The sequence below is a fragment of the Pseudomonas sp. genome, assembly GCF_049300855.1.
In the GTDB taxonomy this organism is placed as follows: domain Bacteria; phylum Pseudomonadota; class Gammaproteobacteria; order Pseudomonadales; family Pseudomonadaceae; genus Aquipseudomonas.
The window spans coordinates 519,008-537,688 of the sequence record NZ_JBAQKH010000016.1 but is presented as its reverse complement, the minus strand read 5'-3'; the positions used below and the strand labels follow the sequence as shown (position 1 = coordinate 537,688).

13 protein-coding genes and 2 rRNA genes are annotated in these 18,681 nt (G+C 59.2%); 5 read left to right on the top strand and 10 right to left on the bottom strand.

Features of this window, described 5'->3' with window-relative positions; all coding sequences use genetic code 11:
• Both WA225_RS07415 and rrf read left to right on the top strand, forming a co-directional pair.
• Window positions 1-107 (top strand): 23S ribosomal RNA (locus WA225_RS07415); the annotation flags it as partial.
• A 157-nt stretch (window positions 108-264) separates the two neighbouring features.
• A 5S ribosomal RNA gene (rrf, locus tag WA225_RS07410) occupies window positions 265-380 on the top strand.
• A 71-nt stretch (window positions 381-451) separates the two neighbouring features.
• Here rrf and WA225_RS07405 read toward each other — a convergent pair.
• From WA225_RS07405 to WA225_RS07390, 4 genes are all read right to left on the bottom strand, one after another.
• The gene (locus tag WA225_RS07405; protein ID WP_422607433.1) at window positions 452-1,630 is read right to left on the bottom strand and encodes a PepSY-associated TM helix domain-containing protein; all 1,179 of its coding nucleotides are present in this window, start codon (window positions 1,628-1,630) and stop codon (window positions 452-454) included.
• A gap of 77 nt (window positions 1,631-1,707) precedes the next feature.
• Window positions 1,708-4,212: a TonB-dependent siderophore receptor gene (locus WA225_RS07400; RefSeq protein ID WP_422607432.1), complete on the bottom strand. Its 2,505-nt coding sequence runs from the start codon at window positions 4,210-4,212 to the stop codon at window positions 1,708-1,710.
• A gap of 88 nt (window positions 4,213-4,300) precedes the next feature.
• Complete coding sequence (locus WA225_RS07395) at window positions 4,301-5,302, bottom strand: FecR domain-containing protein (protein WP_422607431.1); 1,002 nt, start codon at window positions 5,300-5,302, stop codon at window positions 4,301-4,303.
• A complete protein-coding gene (locus tag WA225_RS07390; protein ID WP_026000801.1) occupies window positions 5,302-5,802 on the bottom strand; it encodes a sigma-70 family RNA polymerase sigma factor in 501 nt (166 codons plus the stop codon). Before WA225_RS07390 ends, WA225_RS07395 begins: the two co-directional genes overlap by 1 nt.
• A gap of 304 nt (window positions 5,803-6,106) precedes the next feature.
• Here WA225_RS07390 and WA225_RS07385 point away from each other — a divergent pair, with 304 nt between their 5' ends.
• Window positions 6,107-7,987: a methyl-accepting chemotaxis protein gene (locus WA225_RS07385; protein ID WP_422607430.1), complete on the top strand. Its 1,881-nt coding sequence runs from the start codon at window positions 6,107-6,109 to the stop codon at window positions 7,985-7,987.
• Between the two features lie 153 nt (window positions 7,988-8,140).
• On the opposite strand, the gene WA225_RS07380 is transcribed toward WA225_RS07385, so the two are convergent.
• The 5 genes from WA225_RS07380 to WA225_RS07360 all read right to left on the bottom strand — a co-directional run bounded on the left by WA225_RS07380 (window position 8,141) and on the right by WA225_RS07360 (window position 15,203).
• Entirely contained in the window at window positions 8,141-8,608 is a 468-nt protein-coding gene (locus WA225_RS07380; RefSeq protein ID WP_422607429.1) for an SRPBCC family protein, read from the bottom strand.
• 22 nt (window positions 8,609-8,630) lie between these two features.
• Window positions 8,631-12,023: a non-ribosomal peptide synthetase gene (locus WA225_RS07375; protein ID WP_422607428.1), complete on the bottom strand. Its 3,393-nt coding sequence runs from the start codon at window positions 12,021-12,023 to the stop codon at window positions 8,631-8,633.
• Window positions 12,024-12,036: 13 nt separating this feature from the next.
• Window positions 12,037-12,966: a diiron oxygenase gene (locus WA225_RS07370; protein ID WP_422607427.1), complete on the bottom strand. Its 930-nt coding sequence runs from the start codon at window positions 12,964-12,966 to the stop codon at window positions 12,037-12,039.
• Window positions 12,963-13,739, bottom strand: coding sequence for a DUF3050 domain-containing protein (locus tag WA225_RS07365; protein ID WP_422607426.1), 777 nt, complete (start codon window positions 13,737-13,739; stop codon window positions 12,963-12,965). Before WA225_RS07365 ends, WA225_RS07370 begins: the two co-directional genes overlap by 4 nt.
• Window positions 13,740-14,492: 753 nt before the next feature.
• A complete protein-coding gene (locus WA225_RS07360) occupies window positions 14,493-15,203 on the bottom strand; it encodes a GntR family transcriptional regulator (RefSeq protein ID WP_422607425.1) in 711 nt (236 codons plus the stop codon).
• 196 nt (window positions 15,204-15,399) lie between these two features.
• Between WA225_RS07360 and lapG the strand changes: the two genes are divergently transcribed.
• Together lapG and lapD are read left to right on the top strand one after the other, a co-directional pair.
• Window positions 15,400-16,092, top strand: coding sequence for a cysteine protease LapG (gene lapG / locus WA225_RS07355; RefSeq protein WP_422607424.1), 693 nt, complete (start codon window positions 15,400-15,402; stop codon window positions 16,090-16,092).
• 14 nt (window positions 16,093-16,106) lie between these two features.
• Complete coding sequence (lapD, locus tag WA225_RS07350) at window positions 16,107-18,053, top strand: cyclic di-GMP receptor LapD (RefSeq protein WP_422607423.1); 1,947 nt, start codon at window positions 16,107-16,109, stop codon at window positions 18,051-18,053.
• 214 nt (window positions 18,054-18,267) lie between these two features.
• On the opposite strand, the gene WA225_RS07345 is transcribed toward lapD, so the two are convergent.
• The gene (locus WA225_RS07345) at window positions 18,268-18,606 is read right to left on the bottom strand and encodes a hypothetical protein (protein ID WP_038369138.1); all 339 of its coding nucleotides are present in this window, start codon (window positions 18,604-18,606) and stop codon (window positions 18,268-18,270) included.
• Window positions 18,607-18,681 lie beyond the last annotated feature (75 nt).

Sequence of the window (18,681 nt, the reverse complement as noted above, 5' to 3'; positions counted from 1 at the left end):
TGAGTTCCCTGAAGGGCCGTCGAAGACTACGACGTTGATAGGTTGGGTGTGTAAGCGCTGTGAGGCGTTGAGCTAACCAATACTAATTGCCCGTGAGGCTTGACCATATAACACCCAAGCAATTTGACTACTCGAAAGAGCATCAGATTGCGGTGTGTGAAGACGAGATGAACCGAAAGTTCGACGCTCACAAAACACCGAAAGCTGTCACATACCCAATTTGCTGAAGCGAAGCCATTTGGCTACGACTCAGTACCCGAATTTCTTGACGACCATAGAGCATTGGAACCACCTGATCCCATCCCGAACTCAGTAGTGAAACGATGCATCGCCGATGGTAGTGTGGGGTTTCCCCATGTGAGAGTAGGTCATCGTCAAGATTAAATTCCGAAACCCCTGTCTGCTAACGCAGACAGGGGTTTTGTCATTTCAGGGCCTGCAAAACCAATGATCAAACAGCTTTACGCGCTTTGCTGATACGTCGAGCCTGCCATTTGCGCCACCAGATGTAGACGCCAGTCCCCGACAAACCCGCAATCAAAATACCTAACATCGCGATCATGACTTGACCTGTAACCCCAATGATCCGTCCGCCATGTATCGGTAACTGCAACCGATAAAACTGCTCTCCCAACGTTCCCTGCCCAGCGATCTCCTGCCCTAACAAGCGCCCGTCCGTACCGTGAAAGAACAACCAGGATTTTCCATGGGCTTCAGTGTCGTGCTGTCCAAACCCTGCACCGTAGAAGTTGTACTCAAAGCTGTAATACAACTCGCCGATCGCCGCTGTCAGTCCTAACCTTTTCCCCTCCTGTAACGCCCTCTCGTACGCTTGTTGATAACTCAATTGCGTCACCCCCAACTGTGAAGGAGGCATTCGCCCTCGGGCCTCATAGACGCTGGGTTCTATCGGTGAAAACAACGAGACCGCAGGTTTGAATACCTGACTCGGTAAGTTCATCGCCACGCTGCTCACGGCAATCGGCAGTAGCAACAACCATAGCCACAATCCCCCGGCGCGATGCAGGTCGAAGTTAAGCCGGTAGGCATGTCCACCCTTGATCTTCCAGGCGGTCGACCACTTCTTCCAGAACGGCTTGCCACGCGGCAACGTCAGCCAAAGCGCAACGAAACAATCGATCACCCAGGCAACGGCAACCAAGCCCATCAATAACAATCCCCAGTTTCCCGGCAACGTCAGGTTGTAGTGAAACTCAAGAATGAACGGGACAAAATTTTCTCGCTGAAAACAACACTCACCCCAATACCGCTGGCCCTTTTGCTCAGCACTCACCGGGTCCAGATAGAACACCTGATTACGTTCATCGAACGGCTTCCCGGTGGCCGGATCATTACGCGGAACCATCGCCAGCAATGCTGTATGCCCGGCCTGATGCGGATACTCCATATACCAGACCTGCAACTTCGGATGAGCACTTTGCATGGCGTCCACCAAATCACCGGGAGGCAGGCGCTCACCCACGGCAGACGCTGCATAAAACTCCGGGTTCAGCCATTCATCCAGTTCGTGATTGAACGCGAGAATGCTCCCGGTCACTCCCGCCAACAGCAAAAACACCGCCGTGGCCAGACCGATATAACGGTGCAACAACACCAAAAACGCACGCATGAGAATTTCCCCACAGAAACGACAAAGCCAGCCCCTGAAACATCAGGAGCTGGCTTTTTTATGCACAGGACAAAGGCTTAGAACTTGTAACTGACCGTCGCCGCGACGTTGCGCTCTTCGCCCATGTAGCAGAAGTTCAGACTGGCGCAGGAGGCGACGTAAGACTCATTGGTCAGGTTGTTCGCATTCAGACGCACGTCGACACCCTTCAAGCCGACCTTGCCCAAGTCATAACCAATCGAGGCATCGAACAGCGTGTAGGAAGGCACCTTCAGGGTGTTCTCCGCATCGGCCCAGCTGTAACCGACATATCGCACACCGCCGCCCAGGCGCAGGCCGTCGAGCGCTGCGCTGTCGAACTTGTAGTCCGCCCACAACGACGCCATATGACGCGGCGCCTGCGTCGGTGAGTTGCCTTTGTTCTCGATCACGTCGGTGGGGGTGCTCAACGTACTGACCATCGATTTCGAGTATTCGATATCGGTGAAGGTGTAGCTGCCGAGAACCTTGAGGTTATCGGTCAACTGCATGTGCGCTTCCAGTTCCAGACCCTGCGAGCGCACAGCACCGACCGCGCGATAGAAGTTTTCCTGCGGCAGTTTGGTCGCCAGGTTCTCCTGATCGATGCGGAACAGCGAGGCGGTGAACAGGTTGTCCGTGCCAGGCGGCTGATACTTCAAACCGACTTCCCACTGTGTACCGTCGGTAGGTGCCAAAGGATTGCCGGCGCTGTCAGCATAGGAGTTCGGGTTAAATGACTCGGAGTAGCTGATGTAGGGTGCCAGACCGTTATCGAACAGGTACAGCACACCGGCACGGCCAGTGAGTTTGGTGCGTCGATCATTGATCTCTGTGCCAAGCGGGCGCCCGGCTTCAGCGATGCGGTTTTCATCCGAAGTCTCGACCCAGTCCTGGCGCAAGCCCAGCGAGAAACGCCACTTGTCCATCTCGATCAGGTCTTGCAGGTACACCCCGGTCTGCTCCAGACGGCGCAGGTAACTGGTTTCGCCATACATGTCGATCGCCGAGTTGCCGTACACCGGGTTGAACGCATTGATCGGCGCAAGACCGCCACTGGTCCAGTCGACCACGGTTTTGCGTCGCTGATAGTCTGCGCCCACCAGTACTGTGTGTTTGGTCGCACCCGTGAAGAATTCAGCCTGAAGCATGTTATCGACGATAAACGCATGCAGGCGCTCATCACCGCCGGTGTAGTAGCGGTTCAGCTCGTTGCTGGTTGGCGAGGTCCAGCCATACGCGTAGACCTGATCCATGTTTACTTTGGAATCGAGGTAACGGAAGTTCTGGCGTGCGGTGAAGACATCGTTGAAGCGATGTTCGAATTGATAACCGAACGATTGCTGATCACGCGAATAGCCATCGACACCCGGTTCGCCTTCGAAGAAGTGCGGCGAGATGCGGTCGCCGTTGCGCTGATGAATCGTGCCGTCGGCCGGTACGCCGCCGTGGTAACCGCCATCCGGATCGTGTTGCAGATAAGCCTGCAACGTCAGCGAAGTGTCTTCACTGAAATCGATGCTCAGGGTCGGAGCCAAGGCGAAGCGCTTTTCCTTGTTGTGGTCGAACTGCGTGTCGGACTGATCCGTTAAACCGGTCAGACGGTAGGCAATCCGTTTGTCGTCATCGACCGGGCCGCTGAAGTCAAAACCAACCCCGCGCTGGCCCTGAGTGCCCACCGTCGCTTGTACCTGGTGGTAAGCCTCATACAGCGGTTTCTTGCTGGTCAGTGCCACCAGGCCGCCCGGTGAGCTGCGTCCGTACAGCACCGACGACGGTCCCTTGAGAATGTCCACGCGCTCAAGGAAATATGGATCGACCTGCATGGTGCTGTAAGTGCCGCTGTCACCCATTGACTTGAGGCCATCGAGGTAGATGTTATCCACCGAGCCATCGTTGAAACCGCGCATCGCCACATAGTCATAGCGATGCGTCGCGCCGTACGGGTTGGTCAGCACGCCCGGGGTGTAGCGCATCGCCTGTGAGACAGTTTGCGAGCCCTGGTCGTCCATTTGCTCGCGAGTGACCACAGACACGCTTTGCGAAGTTTCCAGCAGCGCGGTACTGGTCTTGGTGGCGATCTGGCTGTGGGTGGCGTTGTAGCCATCCATGCTGCCCAGCGCGTTACCGAGGGCGAAGCCTTTGATGTCGGTGGTCGGCAGGGCCAGTGCCTCGGTTTCAGCGAGCGGGCGCAGGATGTAACTGCTGCCGTCCTGACTGACCGCTTCCAGACCGGAGCCACCGAGCAAATGGCTCAACGCCTGATCAGTCGAGTACTCACCTTGAATGCCCGGCGATTGCCGACCCTGCGTTTGCTGCGGGGTCATCGACAACGTGATGCCAGCCTGACGGGCAAACTGATTCAGTGCCTCACCCAGTGGGCCTGCAGCCACGTTGTAACGCTGGCTGACTTCACTGCCAGTGGGCATTGCAGCCATGCTCAAAGCCGGCATCACTCCCACACCCAGTACGATGGAAAACAGCGCGGCGCGAACAGCGTGGCGCAGCGGTCCGGAGTCGGCAGTGAAATTCGGAGAGTTCTTACAGGTGGCGCGGACAGTCATTGTAGGTTTCCGTAGGAAGTCGCAAACGCTTGAGTTGAAGTGCTTACTGACTAAGCCGGACTGGCTGCAAAAACCCGCCAAAATACTTTCAGGCGACGCGCTCCAGCGTCACCCACCAGCGTGTGCGATAGCGTAATTGCACCGGCAAGGTCTGCGGCAGGATCGCCAGCAGCTTATCGGTGTCCTCCAGACGGAATACGCCGGACAGCCGCAGGTCCGCCACCTGCGCCGCGCAATGCAGAAAACCCTGACGATAACGCGCGACTTCAGCGAGAAAGTCGCCCAGACGCATATTGCGCGTGACGAGCAAGCCGTCGACCCAGGCGCCAGCGTCCATATCCAGCGCCGGCGCGGGACGAATGCGTTGATGATCAATCAGGTAACTTTGCCCGGCGCGCGCCTCGATTGATGTGCCGCCGGCGTGAATCGCCACCTGGCCATGCGTGACGCTGAGCCGCGTGCAATCACTGTCCTGCCGCAGGATGAACCGCGCATCCTGCGGTTCGTAAACGCCGTGACGGCTTTGCACGCGCAGCGGCCGCTCGAAGGTTTCCCCCTGATCAGCGCCGCCACAGGTGACGATGATCTCGCCGCGAGTCAGTTTGATCAGCCGCTGCTGCGCGGTGTAATCGAGATCCACCGCACTGGCGGTGTTGAGCTCGATCCGTGTGCCATCCGGCAACTGGAAACCGCGGCGCTCGCCGGTCGCCGTGGCGTAATCGGCACTCCATTGCTGCCACGCGGCGGTGTCTTTGGCCAACCATGCGGCAGAGCCCATCAGCAGCGCGCCAGACAACAGCTTCAACGCTTGTCGCCGGCCCAAACCCTGCGCACTGTTTTCCAGGGTGTTGAACGCCACTTGTGCACCAGGCACCGTGCGCAGGTTATTGCTCAATTCGGCTTGCAGCGACTGCACGCGTTGCCAGGCCAGTTCATGCTCGTGGTGTTCGGCGCGCCACTGTTCACACTGGCGGTTCAGGCGCGGATTGCCGTGATTGTTGCGCAAGCGCAATAGCCAGTGAATGGCCTGCTTGACCACCTGTTGCTGTGGCTCGGTGCGGCGGCTCAGAGAAAGATTATCCACAGGCATCAGCTTTCGTACCGCAGTACGTAGCAGTGATACAGCGCGTCGGCGACGTAACGTTCCACCGAACGCAACGACAGACCCATCTGCTCGGCAATCTGCTTGTGGGTCAAACCTTCGCACTGCGCCAGCAGAAACGCCTGACGCACTTTCGGCTTCAATCCTTCAAGCATCCGCGCAATGCTTTCCAGCAACTCGATCACCAGCGCTCGGGCTTCGGCACTTGGCGTTTCGGCTTCGGGCAAATGCGCGATGGTTTCGAGGTAGGCGCGTTCGATTTCCTCACGGCGCCAATGGTCGATCACCAGCCCGCGCGCAATCGTGCGCAGGAAGGCGCGAGGCGCTTTCAGTTCGAGGCGTTCGGTGCGCTGCAACAGGCGCACAAAAGTATCCTGCGCCAGGTCTGCCGCATCCGCCGCGTTGCCCAGCCGCGCGCGCAGCCAGGCGTTGAGCCAGCCGTGATGACTACTGTAAAGCGCCTGTACTGCAAACTCAGGTGAGGACATGAACGCGAACGTCACAAATGATAATTAGTCGCATTGTCATCAAGGGTTACGAAATTTGCAACTGCCGCTCGAACATTGCCCTTGAAAAACCTCACGGCGAACGCTCTGGCACGCCGTTCGGCGGGAATCCTGCAGAATTGCCATCCATTTCCTGCACAGCCCTAAGATTTCTCCGACACGTGCCGACAGACTGGTGAGACATGCGTGCACCAAAGTAGAGCGGCCAGAAGAACGCTGCCTGCGCTGTACATGGAATGTTGCATCCGGAACGCATCCCCACTTTTGGCATAAGAAGTCCCATGAAATGAATCTCAAGTTCAGCCATAAAATCCTGTTGGCCGCCTCGGGCGTCGTGGTCCTGGCGTTCGCGCTGTTCACCCTCTACAACGACTATCTGCAGCGAAACACCATTCGCCAGAACCTTCAGTCCTCTGTGCAGCAGGCCGGTGATCTGACCGCCAGCAGCGTGCAGAACTGGATGAGCGGGCGGATTCTGGTGCTGGAAAACCTCGCGCAGAACGTTGCCCATCAGGGCAAGGACGCCGATTTCCCGGGCCTGGTCGATCAACCGGCCTTCACCTCGAACTTCCAGTTCACCTACGTCGGCCAGGCCAACGGGGTGTTCACCCAGCGCCCTGATGCGAAGATGCCGGACGGCTACGACCCGCGTCAGCGCCCTTGGTACAAGCAAGCCGTTGCGGCCGACAAAACCATGCTGACGCCGCCATACATGGCCGCAGTTGGCGGGCTGGTGGTGACCATCGCCATGCCGGTGAAAAAGAACGGCGAACTGCTCGGCGTGGTCGGTGGTGACCTGAGCCTGGAAACTCTGGTGAAGATCATCAACTCGGTGGACTTCGGTGGCCTCGGCCATGCGTTCCTGGTCAGCGCTGACGGTCAAGTGATCGTCAGCCCGGACAAAGATCAGGTCATGAAAAACCTGAAAGATATCTACCCGAACACCAGCGTGCGCATCGAGAAGGGCAACCAGAACGTGGTGCTCAATGGCCAGGAACGTATTCTGTCGTTCACTCCGGTCAGCGATCTGCCGAATGCGCAGTGGTACATCGGTCTGTCGATCGATCGCGATAAAGCCTACGCCGCACTCAGCCAATTCCGTACTTCGGCACTGATCGCAATGTTCGTTGCGGTGGCCGCGATTGCACTGCTGCTGAGCCTGTTGATCAACGTCCTGATGCGTCCGCTGACCACCATGGGCCGCGCGATGAAAGACATCGCTCAAGGCGAAGGCGATCTGACCCGTCGTCTGGTGGTCGAGAGCAAAGACGAATTCGGTGAATTGGGCAGTGCGTTCAACCAGTTCGTTGAGCGGATTCACGCGTCGATTTCCGAAGTGTCTTCCGCCACTCGTCATGTGCATGACTTGTCGCAGCGGGTAATGGCGTCGTCCAACGCCTCGATCGTCGGTTCCGACGAACAAAGTGCGCGCACCAACAGCGTGGCCGCGGCGATCAACGAGTTGGGCGCCGCCACGCAGGAAATCGCCCGTAACGCCGCCGATGCTTCGCAGCATGCCAGTGGCGCCAGCGAGCAGGCTGATGACGGTCGTCAGGTGGTCGAGCAAACGATTCAAGCGATGACCGAGTTGTCGCAGAAAATCAGCCTGTCGTGCACGCAGATCGAAACCCTCAATGCCAGCACCGACAACATCGGCCACATCCTCGATGTGATCAAAGGCATCTCGCAACAGACCAACCTGCTGGCACTCAACGCCGCGATCGAAGCGGCGCGTGCCGGTGAAGCCGGACGTGGTTTTGCGGTGGTGGCGGACGAGGTGCGTAACCTCGCCCATCGCACCCAGGAATCGGCGGAAGAGATCCACAAGATGATCACTTCGCTGCAGATCGGTTCGCGTGAAGCGGTGACTACGATGAATGCCAGTCAGGCGTCCAGCGAGCAGAGCGTTGAAGTGGCCAATCAGGCCGGTTTGCGTCTGGTCAGCGTGACCCAGCGCATCGGTGAAATCGACGGCATGAACCAGTCGGTGGCAGCGGCCACTGAAGAGCAGACCGCCGTGGTGGAAACCCTCAACGTCGACGTTAACCAGATCAACCTGTTGAACCAGCAAAGCGTCGCCAACCTCAATGAAACGTTGAAGGATTGTGATGCGTTGTCGCAGCAGGCCAACCGCCTGAAGCAGTTGGTCGACAGCTTCAAGATCTGATTTTTTCAGATTGCACACCGCGTTATCGTTCTTCGCGAGCAAGCTCGCTCCCACAGGATTTTTGGTTGAACACAACATGTGTGAACACCCAATACCCTGTGGGAGCGAGCTTGCTCGCGAAAGCGGTGGTGCAATCACCGCAAAGCCGAAGCCTTAAACAAACAGCTTCAAAACATTCCCCATCGCATCATCCGCAAACCCCTGCACAAAATCCTTGAACCCCGGCAACGCCTCTTCACCCCCCGAAGCCGGCTCGGCAATGATCGTCCAGGTCGCCCGGGATTTACCTGCGCCCAGCGACTCCACATTCATCGCCGCCCACAGATTCGCCACCCCCAACGTGTTGTAAATCGTCGTCCAGGTCATGCTCCGCGCGTGCTCATCGCGCGAATTGAGTTGCTCGACCACCACGTTGCCATCCTTGAAGACCTTCTTGCGCAGCGAGGACACGCCCTCACCGGTCAATTCGATGTGCGACAGCGCCGGAATGAAGCGGTCGAATCCGCCGAAAGCGCCGACCACCGCCCAGACCTGCGCGGCGTCCGCTGGCACTTCCACCGACGACACAACGTGGCAGCCATGCGGGTTTTTGATAAGGGTGTCCGGTTGCAAATTGCTCATGGTGTTGCTCCTTGTTGTTGGCTCAGATGAAGTTGATTTCTTTCAGGTAGTCGCAGCCGCGACGCAGCAGCGCCGGGGATTTCTGCGGGTAATGCGCGCCCATCTGCTGCACGCCGGCTTCAGCGTTGGCGTGGCCGATCAGCGAGATGTCGCCGATGTCTTCTTCAAAGCCGTTGAGGTAGAAACCGAGCACGCCGAACAGCGCGTTGTCGGCATCGACGCGGCCCAGTTGCTGCTGCCAGTCGGCAACGCTGACCAGCGAAAACTCGCTGCCGGTTTCGCGGAACGAAGCGACGTAGGCGTCCCAGCTCAAAGGCTCGGGGTTGTGCAGGTTGAACACCGCGCGCTCGGGCGCATAACGGCTGGCGTGGAAGGCGATAAAGCGGGCAAGAAAGTCCACCGGCATCAGGTCGAAATTCAGCGCGAAGGCTGGCACCTGACCGAGCTGGATCGAGCCTTTGAGCATCAGCATCAAACGGTTTTTGTGCGGCTGACAAACACCGCTCAAGCTGTTGAAACTGATGTTGCCGGGGCGATACACATTGACCCGAACGCCGCGCTCCCGCGCCCGCTCAAGGATGCGTTCTGCGACCCATTTCGACAGGTTGTAACCGTTGCGGATGTAGATCGGTGGCGTCAGTGCCGCAGGCAGTTCCAGCACCTGGCCGGCGTCGTCGACCGTGCTGGAAGCCGACAGCGTCGAGACAAAATTGAAGACCTTTTTGCGCTGCCCTTCGCACAAGCGCAGCAGCGCGAAAATCGGTTCGACGTTGTCCGCCGCCAGCGACTCGTAATCGAGTACGTGATTGACGTTGGCGGCGTTGTGCACCAACGCGCCGAACTCACGATCCAGACGTTGATAATCTTCGTCGTTCAGGCCCAGTTGCGGGCGCGTAATGTCTGCCGCGTAAACCCGCACCCGACTCAGATCCAGATGCTCCAGACGGTTTTCCCGCAGTGCCTCGGCAAAGCGTTGCGCCGCGGTTTGCCCGCCACCATCACGCACCAGGCACGCCACTTCGCTGACGCCCCAACCGAGCAATGCCTCGACGATGTGCACGCCGACAAAACTGTTGGCACCGGTGACGATGACCTTGTGCACATCACCCATGCGGCTGATGGGTAGCGGTTCGATGTCCAGCGCACGTTCGGCGTCGGCCATGGCCTGGGCGCTGAGCACCGCATTGTCATCGGTGCCGCGCACCAGCGTCGCCAGTTTGATGATGGTCGGCAGTTCGATGAAGCGATTGATCGAGATGCTGCGCCCGAACTCCTCACGCAGGCGCAGCAACATGCGCGACAGCAGAATCGAGTGGCCACCGAGGTTGAAGAAGCTTTCGTCGGTGGAAATATCGCTGTTCGGCAGCTCCAGCAATTCCGCCCAGATCTCCAGCAGCAACGCTTCGTCGGCATTCGCCGGCAGGCATTTCGGCCCGCTGTCCTGCACATTCACCGGCAGTTCCAGCAGCGCTTTGCGGTCGACCTTGCCGTTGCTGGCAAACGGCATGCTCGACAGTTCAGTCCACGCCACGGGTTGCATGTAGTCGGGCAAAAACTGCCGGGCGTGGGCCTTCAGCGCTTCGCGCGCGGTGTCCGATTGCGCTTGGGCGAGGAACGCCAGAATCCGCCGCTGAGGGTCGATCACCACCGCCACTTGCCGGTACAACTGGCTCTCGCGCAGGCAGCGTTCGATCTCTTCCGGCTCGACCCGGAAACCACGGATCTTCACTTGATTGTCGCGCCGCCCGCACAGCTCGATACCGTGCTCGCCCCACTTGGCCATGTCGCCGCTGCGGTAGGCGCGCAACGTTTGGTCGTCCGGCAGATTCAAGGTCAGATAACGCTCGGCGGTCTGCTGTGGGTTGTTCAGATAACCGAGGCAAACACCGGGGCCGACGATGAACAATTCACCGACGGTGTGCTCTGGCACCGGTTGCAAATCGTCATCGAGAATCAGCACCTGGCTGTTGGCGATCGGCGCGCCGAGGCTGCGGTTGCTGTCGCCGGGTTTGAGTTGCCGCGCGGTGATCAACACCGTGGCCTCGGTCGGGCCGTAAAGGTTGTGCAGCGTGCCCTGACGGGTTAGTTGCTCAATGACAAACGGCTCGCAGACATCGCCGCCGGTCATCACTTGCACGCCTTCCAGTTGTTCCAGCGGCAGGATGCTCAACAGCGCCGGCGGCAGGAAGGCGTGGGTCAGTTGTCGACGGCGGATCAACGCAACCAGTTGCAGCGGATCACGCCGTTGCGTGTCGTCGGGCACCACCAGTTCGGCGCCTTCGAGCAGGGTCGGGAAGATATCGATCAGCGACGAATCGAAGCTCAGCGAGGAGAACTGCAGCACCCGGCTCTCAGCCTGCAACTGCACGTAATCGGCGTACCACGCGGTGAAGTGCGCAAAGTTGGCCTGACTGAGCAACACCCCCTTCGGATGCCCGGTGGTGCCCGAGGTGTAGAGCGCCATGCACGGTGCGTCGAGTTCAGGGCGATGGCGCATCAACGGTTGGCTGATATCCGCGTCAGCACTGTCGATGTCACTGACATCCAGCCCCGCCATGGTGGCGCTGAGTGGATGCTCGCCATCATGCAACAACAGCAACGCGCCGGCGTTTTGCAGAATGTATTGCTGGCGCTGCAACGGATGGCTCGGCTCCAGCGGCAGGTACACCGCGCCGCTGCCGAGGATCGCCAGAATCGAGGCGAACAACGCCGGGCTTTTCGGCAGGCAGATGCCGACCACCCACGGATGTGGATGCTGTTCGAGCAAAGGCTGCAAGCGCTGTTGAATCGCGCGACTGTGGGCGTGCAACTGGCCATAGCTGAGCGATTGTTCGGCGAGGTGCAGCGCCGGGCGCTCAGCGTGGCGGATCAAGCTCTGCTCCAGACGCGCGATGACTGGCACTTGCGCCTGTTTCAGCAGCGCCAGGTTCGCGGTGTCGTTGCGCTGATGGACGTACGCCAGGCTGTCGAGAAACAGCAGGTTTTCCATTCGCTCGAAATCCGGCGCAGGCACAGATCCGGCCTGCTGCAGGTATTGCGCATCGCGCGAGAAGCGGCTGACCAGCAACGCCACCTCATCCACCACCTGCGTCAGCACTCGCTGGCGCAGGGCCTGACCGTTGCCGGACGGCTCATCGGCAATCGGCACACGGCTGATCAGTGACGAGCCGAGAAAGCACAGCAAATCGAGCGATGGCAAACCGGCGAAGATCGGCGCGCCGACACCCAAACGCAGATGCAGGTGCGGGATGGCGCAGAAGTCCCCTGCGCCGATAAAGCCATCATCGATGATCAAATCCACCGTCGATGCCGCCACGCCGCTGCGCTGCAATGAGTGACCGTGTTGTTCCAGTTCCTGCGCCAGGTCGGTCATGGCCTGGCTGGCGCCAATCAGCAAAATGTCGAGACGTTTCATGTCGGCCTCCTCATCAAACCAGGTAGTCACGCAAGGCGTGCTGCACGCAGGGCGTGTCGAGCAGCGAGCTGTTGTGGAAGAACTTGACGATGTTGCCCACCAACGGATGGTGGCGATTGATCGGGAACGCGAGCCCGGCCATTTCATCCCTGAGCGAACGGCGCGTGGTCTCGCTGACCGGCAGTGCGTCGATCAGGCGCAGGTCGAAGGATTTCTGGATGTCGTTGGTCAGGTAATGGCCGATAAACACCGGCAGAATCTGCGCGATGGTCTCGCGATCCGTCGCGCTGGCGGTGTGCCAATAGATGCGCACCATCCGCGCCCAGAAGCTCGAATGACGACCTTCATCGAGCAAGTGATCGGCCATCAGGCCTTTGATCGATGGCTTGACCGTGTCGTCGCGGGCAAATGCGGCGACATCACCGGTCACGGTGTTTTCGGCGATGGCCACGCAGATCAACTCCACCGCGCTGCGCAGGTGCTCCGGCGCCAGCGCTACGGCCGCAGGAATCGCCCGGCTCAGTTCGATTTCATCCGGCAGTTGAATCGGCTCGATGCCGGTCATCGCCACCGTTTGCTGCATGAAGTCCATCGCCACCAGCGCGTGGTAATCCTCGTCGACCACTACGGTCATCGCGTCGTAACGGCAAGCAAACGGGAACGCCACGGCGAAGCGATTCTTGGCGATGCTGCGCGCGGTCTTGTCGACGATCTCGGTCTCGAAAATCACTACGTCGTTGATGAATTTGTACAGCGTCTGCACCAAGGCGAAATCGCGTTGCTGCGGACACTCGCGCAGGAAGGTTTCGCTGAGCACCAGAGGCTGGCGGCTGAGCGGATAGATCAGCCGCTCATCGTCTTCGAGCACGCGCCGGGGACGGGTGCGGATGGTGGCGCGGTTCTCCCAGGCGTCAGCGAAGGATTGATAGTCGGCGGCGTTCATTGGGCCACCTCCGCCAACGGCTCGCGCATGCTCACACGCAGGCCGTCCCACAAGGCGATGCGGCTTTCCACGGCGGCGAGGGCACTGGCGTAGACCTCGGCTTCGCGCTGCGGATCGCCGTCGACCAGGCGCTCAAGAAGGTGCTCTGCTGCCGGGCCGTGATCTTCGGAGTCGACCTCGATGTGCCGTTCCAGGTAGTAACGGAAGGTCGGTGCCTGTTCGATGCTGATGCCCCAATCGTCGAGAATGCGCTGGAACATGGTCGGGATCACGCTCTCGCGGCCATGCAAAAACGCCGCAGCGACGCTGTGCCCCGGCGCATGCAGGGCCGTGCGCAAGGTGTCGCGAACGAACTGCGCGGCGGCCGGATCGACCTCGACACTTTGCAGCGCCACTTCATAGCTCACGCCTTCCTGTTGCAGCGCGACAAAGCGTTCCACCGCCGTGGTGCTAGCGCCGATTTCGCGCATCGCATCCAGGTACAACTCGAAGTGGCTGTAATGCCCGGCGATCAGACGATCATCGGATTCTTCACCGAGGACGATTTCGTTGATCAACCGAGCGGCGTGCGGGTCGCGCGGCGGCAGCCAGGGCAAACGCGTGCAGGTCAGCTCCTGCTGCAGGCGTTTGGTCAGCGACATGAAGTCCCACACGGCAAATACATGGGTTTCCATGAACCGGCGCAGTACCGATAGCGAAGTAATCTCGGAAAAGATCGGGTGAATACTCAGTTCGGCTTTCTTCAGGGCGAGTTGGTTCTTAGTGGGCATCATGATGTCCTTTATCATTGATATGAAATGCAACGGCTGTTTCAACGACGCCATTTATGGTGCAACGACTTACTGGGTTTGCTGGCGTTGAACAGGCGTCGATTTCAGTTATGTAAGCGTCAGGTTTATATCGACGGTTTACCGCTGGGTCCTGCGCTTGCCCCTGTCATTAGGGCTTGGCGCCGGGGTGGCTGCCGGAATGAAGAGGAAAGTTCAAACTCGGCGAAGAAAAACTAATACACAGCGAAAGCATTTAACAAGTGTATTTTTAATTATTTTAAGTTGGCTGTTTTTCAAGTATGAGAGTGGCCGATAAAACTTTTGGTTGAAGTTTTATTTGGACGTAGTTACTCCTTTCGGCCAATAATGGTCAAAATTGATTAATCAGAGTGAATGCCTCACTCGAAGCAACTTTCTTAATGAAATGAATTAATTGATTTAAAGGGGGCGGAAGTTGGCCGGGATCGGCGCCTGTACTTCCTTTTTCCCGTGACAAGGCTCCTTCCGTAGGTTCCTGGTGCGGGGACTGCACCGCGATGCGGTGCGTCGCCCGTTCTTTATAGGGTTGGCCGTTCAAGAGTGAGGCTAAATCAGCGCGACGGCTATTACCGTTTCACCGCTGGCTCAGGTGGGCCGGCGCAGGGAGGGTAGAGGGAAGGAGTCGGTTTGCCAGTGGCTTGGCAGCAGAACGGCGAGGGGATTTGTAAGCGGGTTATTCGCCGGGCAGGCGCGGTGCCTGCTCCCGGCGTAATGGGCTCAACGAGCGACTTTGCGGTTTTGCGCAGCCGGGCTGGCGAGATAGCGGGTAATGACCTCAACGCCGCGGTTGAGATGCTGCTCCAGCAGTTTTACCGAGAGTTCGACATCGTGCTCCTCGACCGCCTTGAGCATCTGCCGGTGATCTTCCTGGGACAGTTTGCCCAGGCCCATTGCCTCCAGGTTGAAGCGCAGAAAGCGCTCTTCCTCATTGAGCCCGTCTTCCACCAGACGCAGCAAACGGCGATTGGGCGCCTTGCTGTACAGCGCCATGTGGAACAAGCGGTTGAGGCGGCCGATCTCGGTGTAATCGTGCTGGCTTTCCAGTTCTTCGATATACCCGGCGGCGCGTTGGTAGTCGGCCGGGGTCAGCAGGGGAATCGACTGGCGCAATGCCGCGGTTTCCAGAAGGATCCGCAGTTCATAGGTTTCAGTCGCGTCGCCCTGAATCAGCGGTGCAACGACTGCGCCTTTGTGCGCGGTGACGCTGAGCAACTCCTGTGCTTCGAGCTGGCGCAAGGCTTCGCGCACCGGCATGCGGCTGACCCCGAACAGGTCGGCCAGATCCTGCTGACGCAGCGCCGTACCAAACGGCAGACGGCCGTCGAGGATGGCCGCGCGCAAGGTTTCTTCGATGATCGCGCGGGCGAGATGCGCGGGGATCGGCCCATCGACTTTGATGCTCTGCAGCGGTTTGGGCTTCTGTGTCACGACTACGCACCCTGTTGTCGGCGGAATTTGGATCCAAATGACACTAGTGATTGCTCTACAAGATGTCAAACCGTGTAGAGGAACCCCGTCACATTTGAAGTCTAGCGCGTCGGCGATGATCTCATGGTGCCATTGTTTTTTAGCCGTCTAAGCTTCACCATCAAACGCTTTCCTTCCTGCCCTCTGGAAACCTGCTGTGGCGGTACGTTTCGCGATCCCTCGGACGCTGCGCTGGCTAGGCTGCGCACTGCTGCTGGCCGGCGTCATGCTGGGCGGTCTGCATGCCGATTGGGATTTTTCCGCGATCAGCCGCAAAGCCACGGCACTCTACGGGCCACTGGGTGCCGGCCAGCAACGGATCGATGCCTGGCAGAATCTGTTGGCGACGCAGAAACAGGTCAGCGAGACGGAAAAGCTGAAAGTGGTGAACCTGTTTTTCAACAAACAGGTGCGCTACGTCGAAGATATCGATCTGTGGCACGAGGTCGATTATTGGGAAACACCGATCGAGGCATTGTGGAAAGGTGCCGGGGATTGCGAAGACTATGCGATCGCCAAGTATTTCAGTCTGCGCCATCTCGGGGTTTCCAGTGACAAGCTGCGCATCACCTATGTCAAAGCGTTGCGCCAGAACCGCGCGCACATGGTCCTGACTTACTATGCCACCCCCGATGCCATGCCGCTGGTGCTCGACAGCCTGATCGACCCGATCCAGCCGGCGTCGCAGCGAACCGATTTGCTGCCGGTCTATTCTTTCAATGCCGAAGGGTTGTACCTGCCGGGGGCCAAGGGCAATAAAAAGGTCGGTGATACCAAACGCCTGTCACGCTGGCAGGATGTGTTGAAGAAAATGCAGGCCGAAGGTTTCCCGGTCGAAACGACTAACTAGGAGCACGCGCTCAGATGTCTTTGTTCAAACAGCTGTTGATCGCTATCTGTCTGTTCCTGGTGGTCGCCTTCACCGGCAGCTTCATGGTCAGTCTGGAGAGCTCGCGTACCCAGTACGTCAACCAGTTGCGTTCCCACGCGCAGGACGCCGCGACAGCGCTGGCGTTGTCGCTGACACCGAATATCGATGACCCGGCGATGGTCGAGTTGCTGGTCAGCTCGATCTTCGACAGCGGTTATTACGCGAGCATTCGCGTGGTCGATCTGAAGACTGACCAGACCATCGTCGAGCGCAATGGCATTCCGGCCGTCACCAATGTGCCGGACTGGTTCGTCAAACTGATCGGCCTGGAGCCGGCCGGTGGCGATGCGCTGGTCAGCCGTGGCTGGGAGCAGGCGGCGCGGGTCGAGGTGGTCAGCCATCCGATGTTTGCCGTGGCCAAGTTGTGGCAGAGCGCGTTGGGCAGCCTTGGCTGGCTGTTGATCTGCGGTGCGGCGAGTGCGGTGCTCGGTGCGCTGCTGCTGCGCCGCCAGTTGAAGCCGCTGGACTACATGGTCCAGCAATCCCATGCCATCGCCCGCCGTGAGTTTCTCAGCCTGCCGGAGTTGCCGCGCACGCCTGAGCTGCGCCGCGTGGTGCAGGCGATGAACCAGATGGTCGAGAAGCTCAAGGCGCTGTTTCAGGAGCAGGCCGAACGCAGCGAAAAACTGCGCACCGAGTCCTATCAGGACAACCTCACGGGCCTGGCCAACCGGCGCTATTTCGAGATGCAGTTGAACAACCGGGTGAGCAACCCGGAGCAGGCCAGCTCCGGTTATCTGCTGTTGTTGCGGGTCAAGGATCTTGCCGGGCTCAACCAGCGTCTCGGTGGCCAGCGCACCGATGAGCTGTTGAAAGCGGTGGGCGAACAACTGTCGCGCGAATGCGCCAAGTACCCGGAAACGCAAAACCTCGTCACGCGTATTCGTGGCGGTGAATTCGCCGTACTCGCGCCGGGGCTGGTGCGTGAAGAGGCGCTGCAACTGGCGCAAAACCTCGACAGTGCGCTGAGCAGTCTGCACGCCACGGGCGCGACGGATGTGGCGGCGGTGGCTTCGATTGGTGTCGCACCGTTCGCTCACGGCGATTCCCCGCAAGCGGTGCTGACGCTGGGCGATCAGGCGCTGGCACAGGCTGAGGGGCAGGGCGAACAGAATTGGGCCTGTATCGATCAGAGCCTGACGGCGGATGTCGGCGACGATCACCACGCCTGGCATCGCTTGCTCGATCAGGCCTTGAGTCAGCAGCGTTTCGAGCTGTATTTCCAACCGGTGGTGGCGGCCGCCGACACACAACTGGTGCTGCATTACAAGGTGCTCTCGCGCCTGCTCGATGATCAGGGCCAGACCATTCCGGCCGGGCGTTTCCTGCCGTGGCTGGAGCGCTTCGGCTGGACCGCGCGCCTGGATCGACTGATGCTCGAGCGCGTGCTCGAGCAGATGAAAGGGCATGAGGATTCGCTGGCGCTGAACCTGTCCTCGGCGACATTGGCCGATCCGCAGGCGCTGAATAAAGTCTTCGAGATCCTGCGCGCGCACTCCAACCTGGGTTCACGCCTGACCCTTGAGATCGGCGAAGAGCAGTTGCCGGAGCAAGCGGTGCTGGAGCAGTTGACCCGGCGCTTGCGCGAACTCGGCTTCTCGCTGAGTCTGCAGCGCTTTGGTGGGCGCTTCAGCATGATCGGCAACCTGGCGCGACTCGGGCTGGCCTACTTGAAGATCGATGGCAGCTACATTCGTGCGATTGATCAGGAGGGCGACAAGCGCTTGTTCATCGAAGCGATCCAGCGTGCGGCGCACAGCATTGATCTGCCGTTGATTGCCGAGCGGGTCGAGACGGAAGGGGAATTGTCGGTGATTCGCGAGATGGGCTTGTATGGGGTTCAGGGGCAGTTGTTGGGTGAGCCCAAGCCTTGGCGGTGAGTCATTGCAAAAGCAACCCTCACCCTAGCCCTCTCCCGGAGGGAGAGGGGACTGACCGTGGGATATTGACGCAATACGCCGACGTGAACGATTTGCGCTGAATCCGTAATCGACTCGTTTTCTCAGGTCGATGTATAGCGCCAGACACCTCGGTCAGCTCCCTCTCCCTCGGGGAGAGGGTTGTGGTGAGGGCAGGCTTTTGATTCTGGGCGGATCAGATCAACCCGCCCTCATCCTCATCGATCAACTGACTCAAGCCGCCCAACGCCTCACGCGCCTGGGTCCGGTCCATCAGTTTGGCCTGGGCCGCCGGTGGCAGGTCGGTGACGCGGATCACGCCTTTCTGGGTCAGCACTTGAATCAGGTCGTCGAGTACCCGAATCATCTCAAAGTCGCTCTGCTTGAGCTGTTTGAGGCTGTTTTCCACCGCTTCATTGGCGTACCACGCCTGAATTTCGTGGTGGTCGGCCGGCAGCGTTTCCGTGGCCTCGGCGTAGGCCGCGGCTTCCACGCGAATCAACTGGCCTTGCGCATCGCGTTGCACGTAAAACATTGAGCATCCCTCGGAAATGAACCAGCGTCTTGCTGTCAGCAGCATAGCCAACCGCGCGCGAGTATGCGGTGCGGC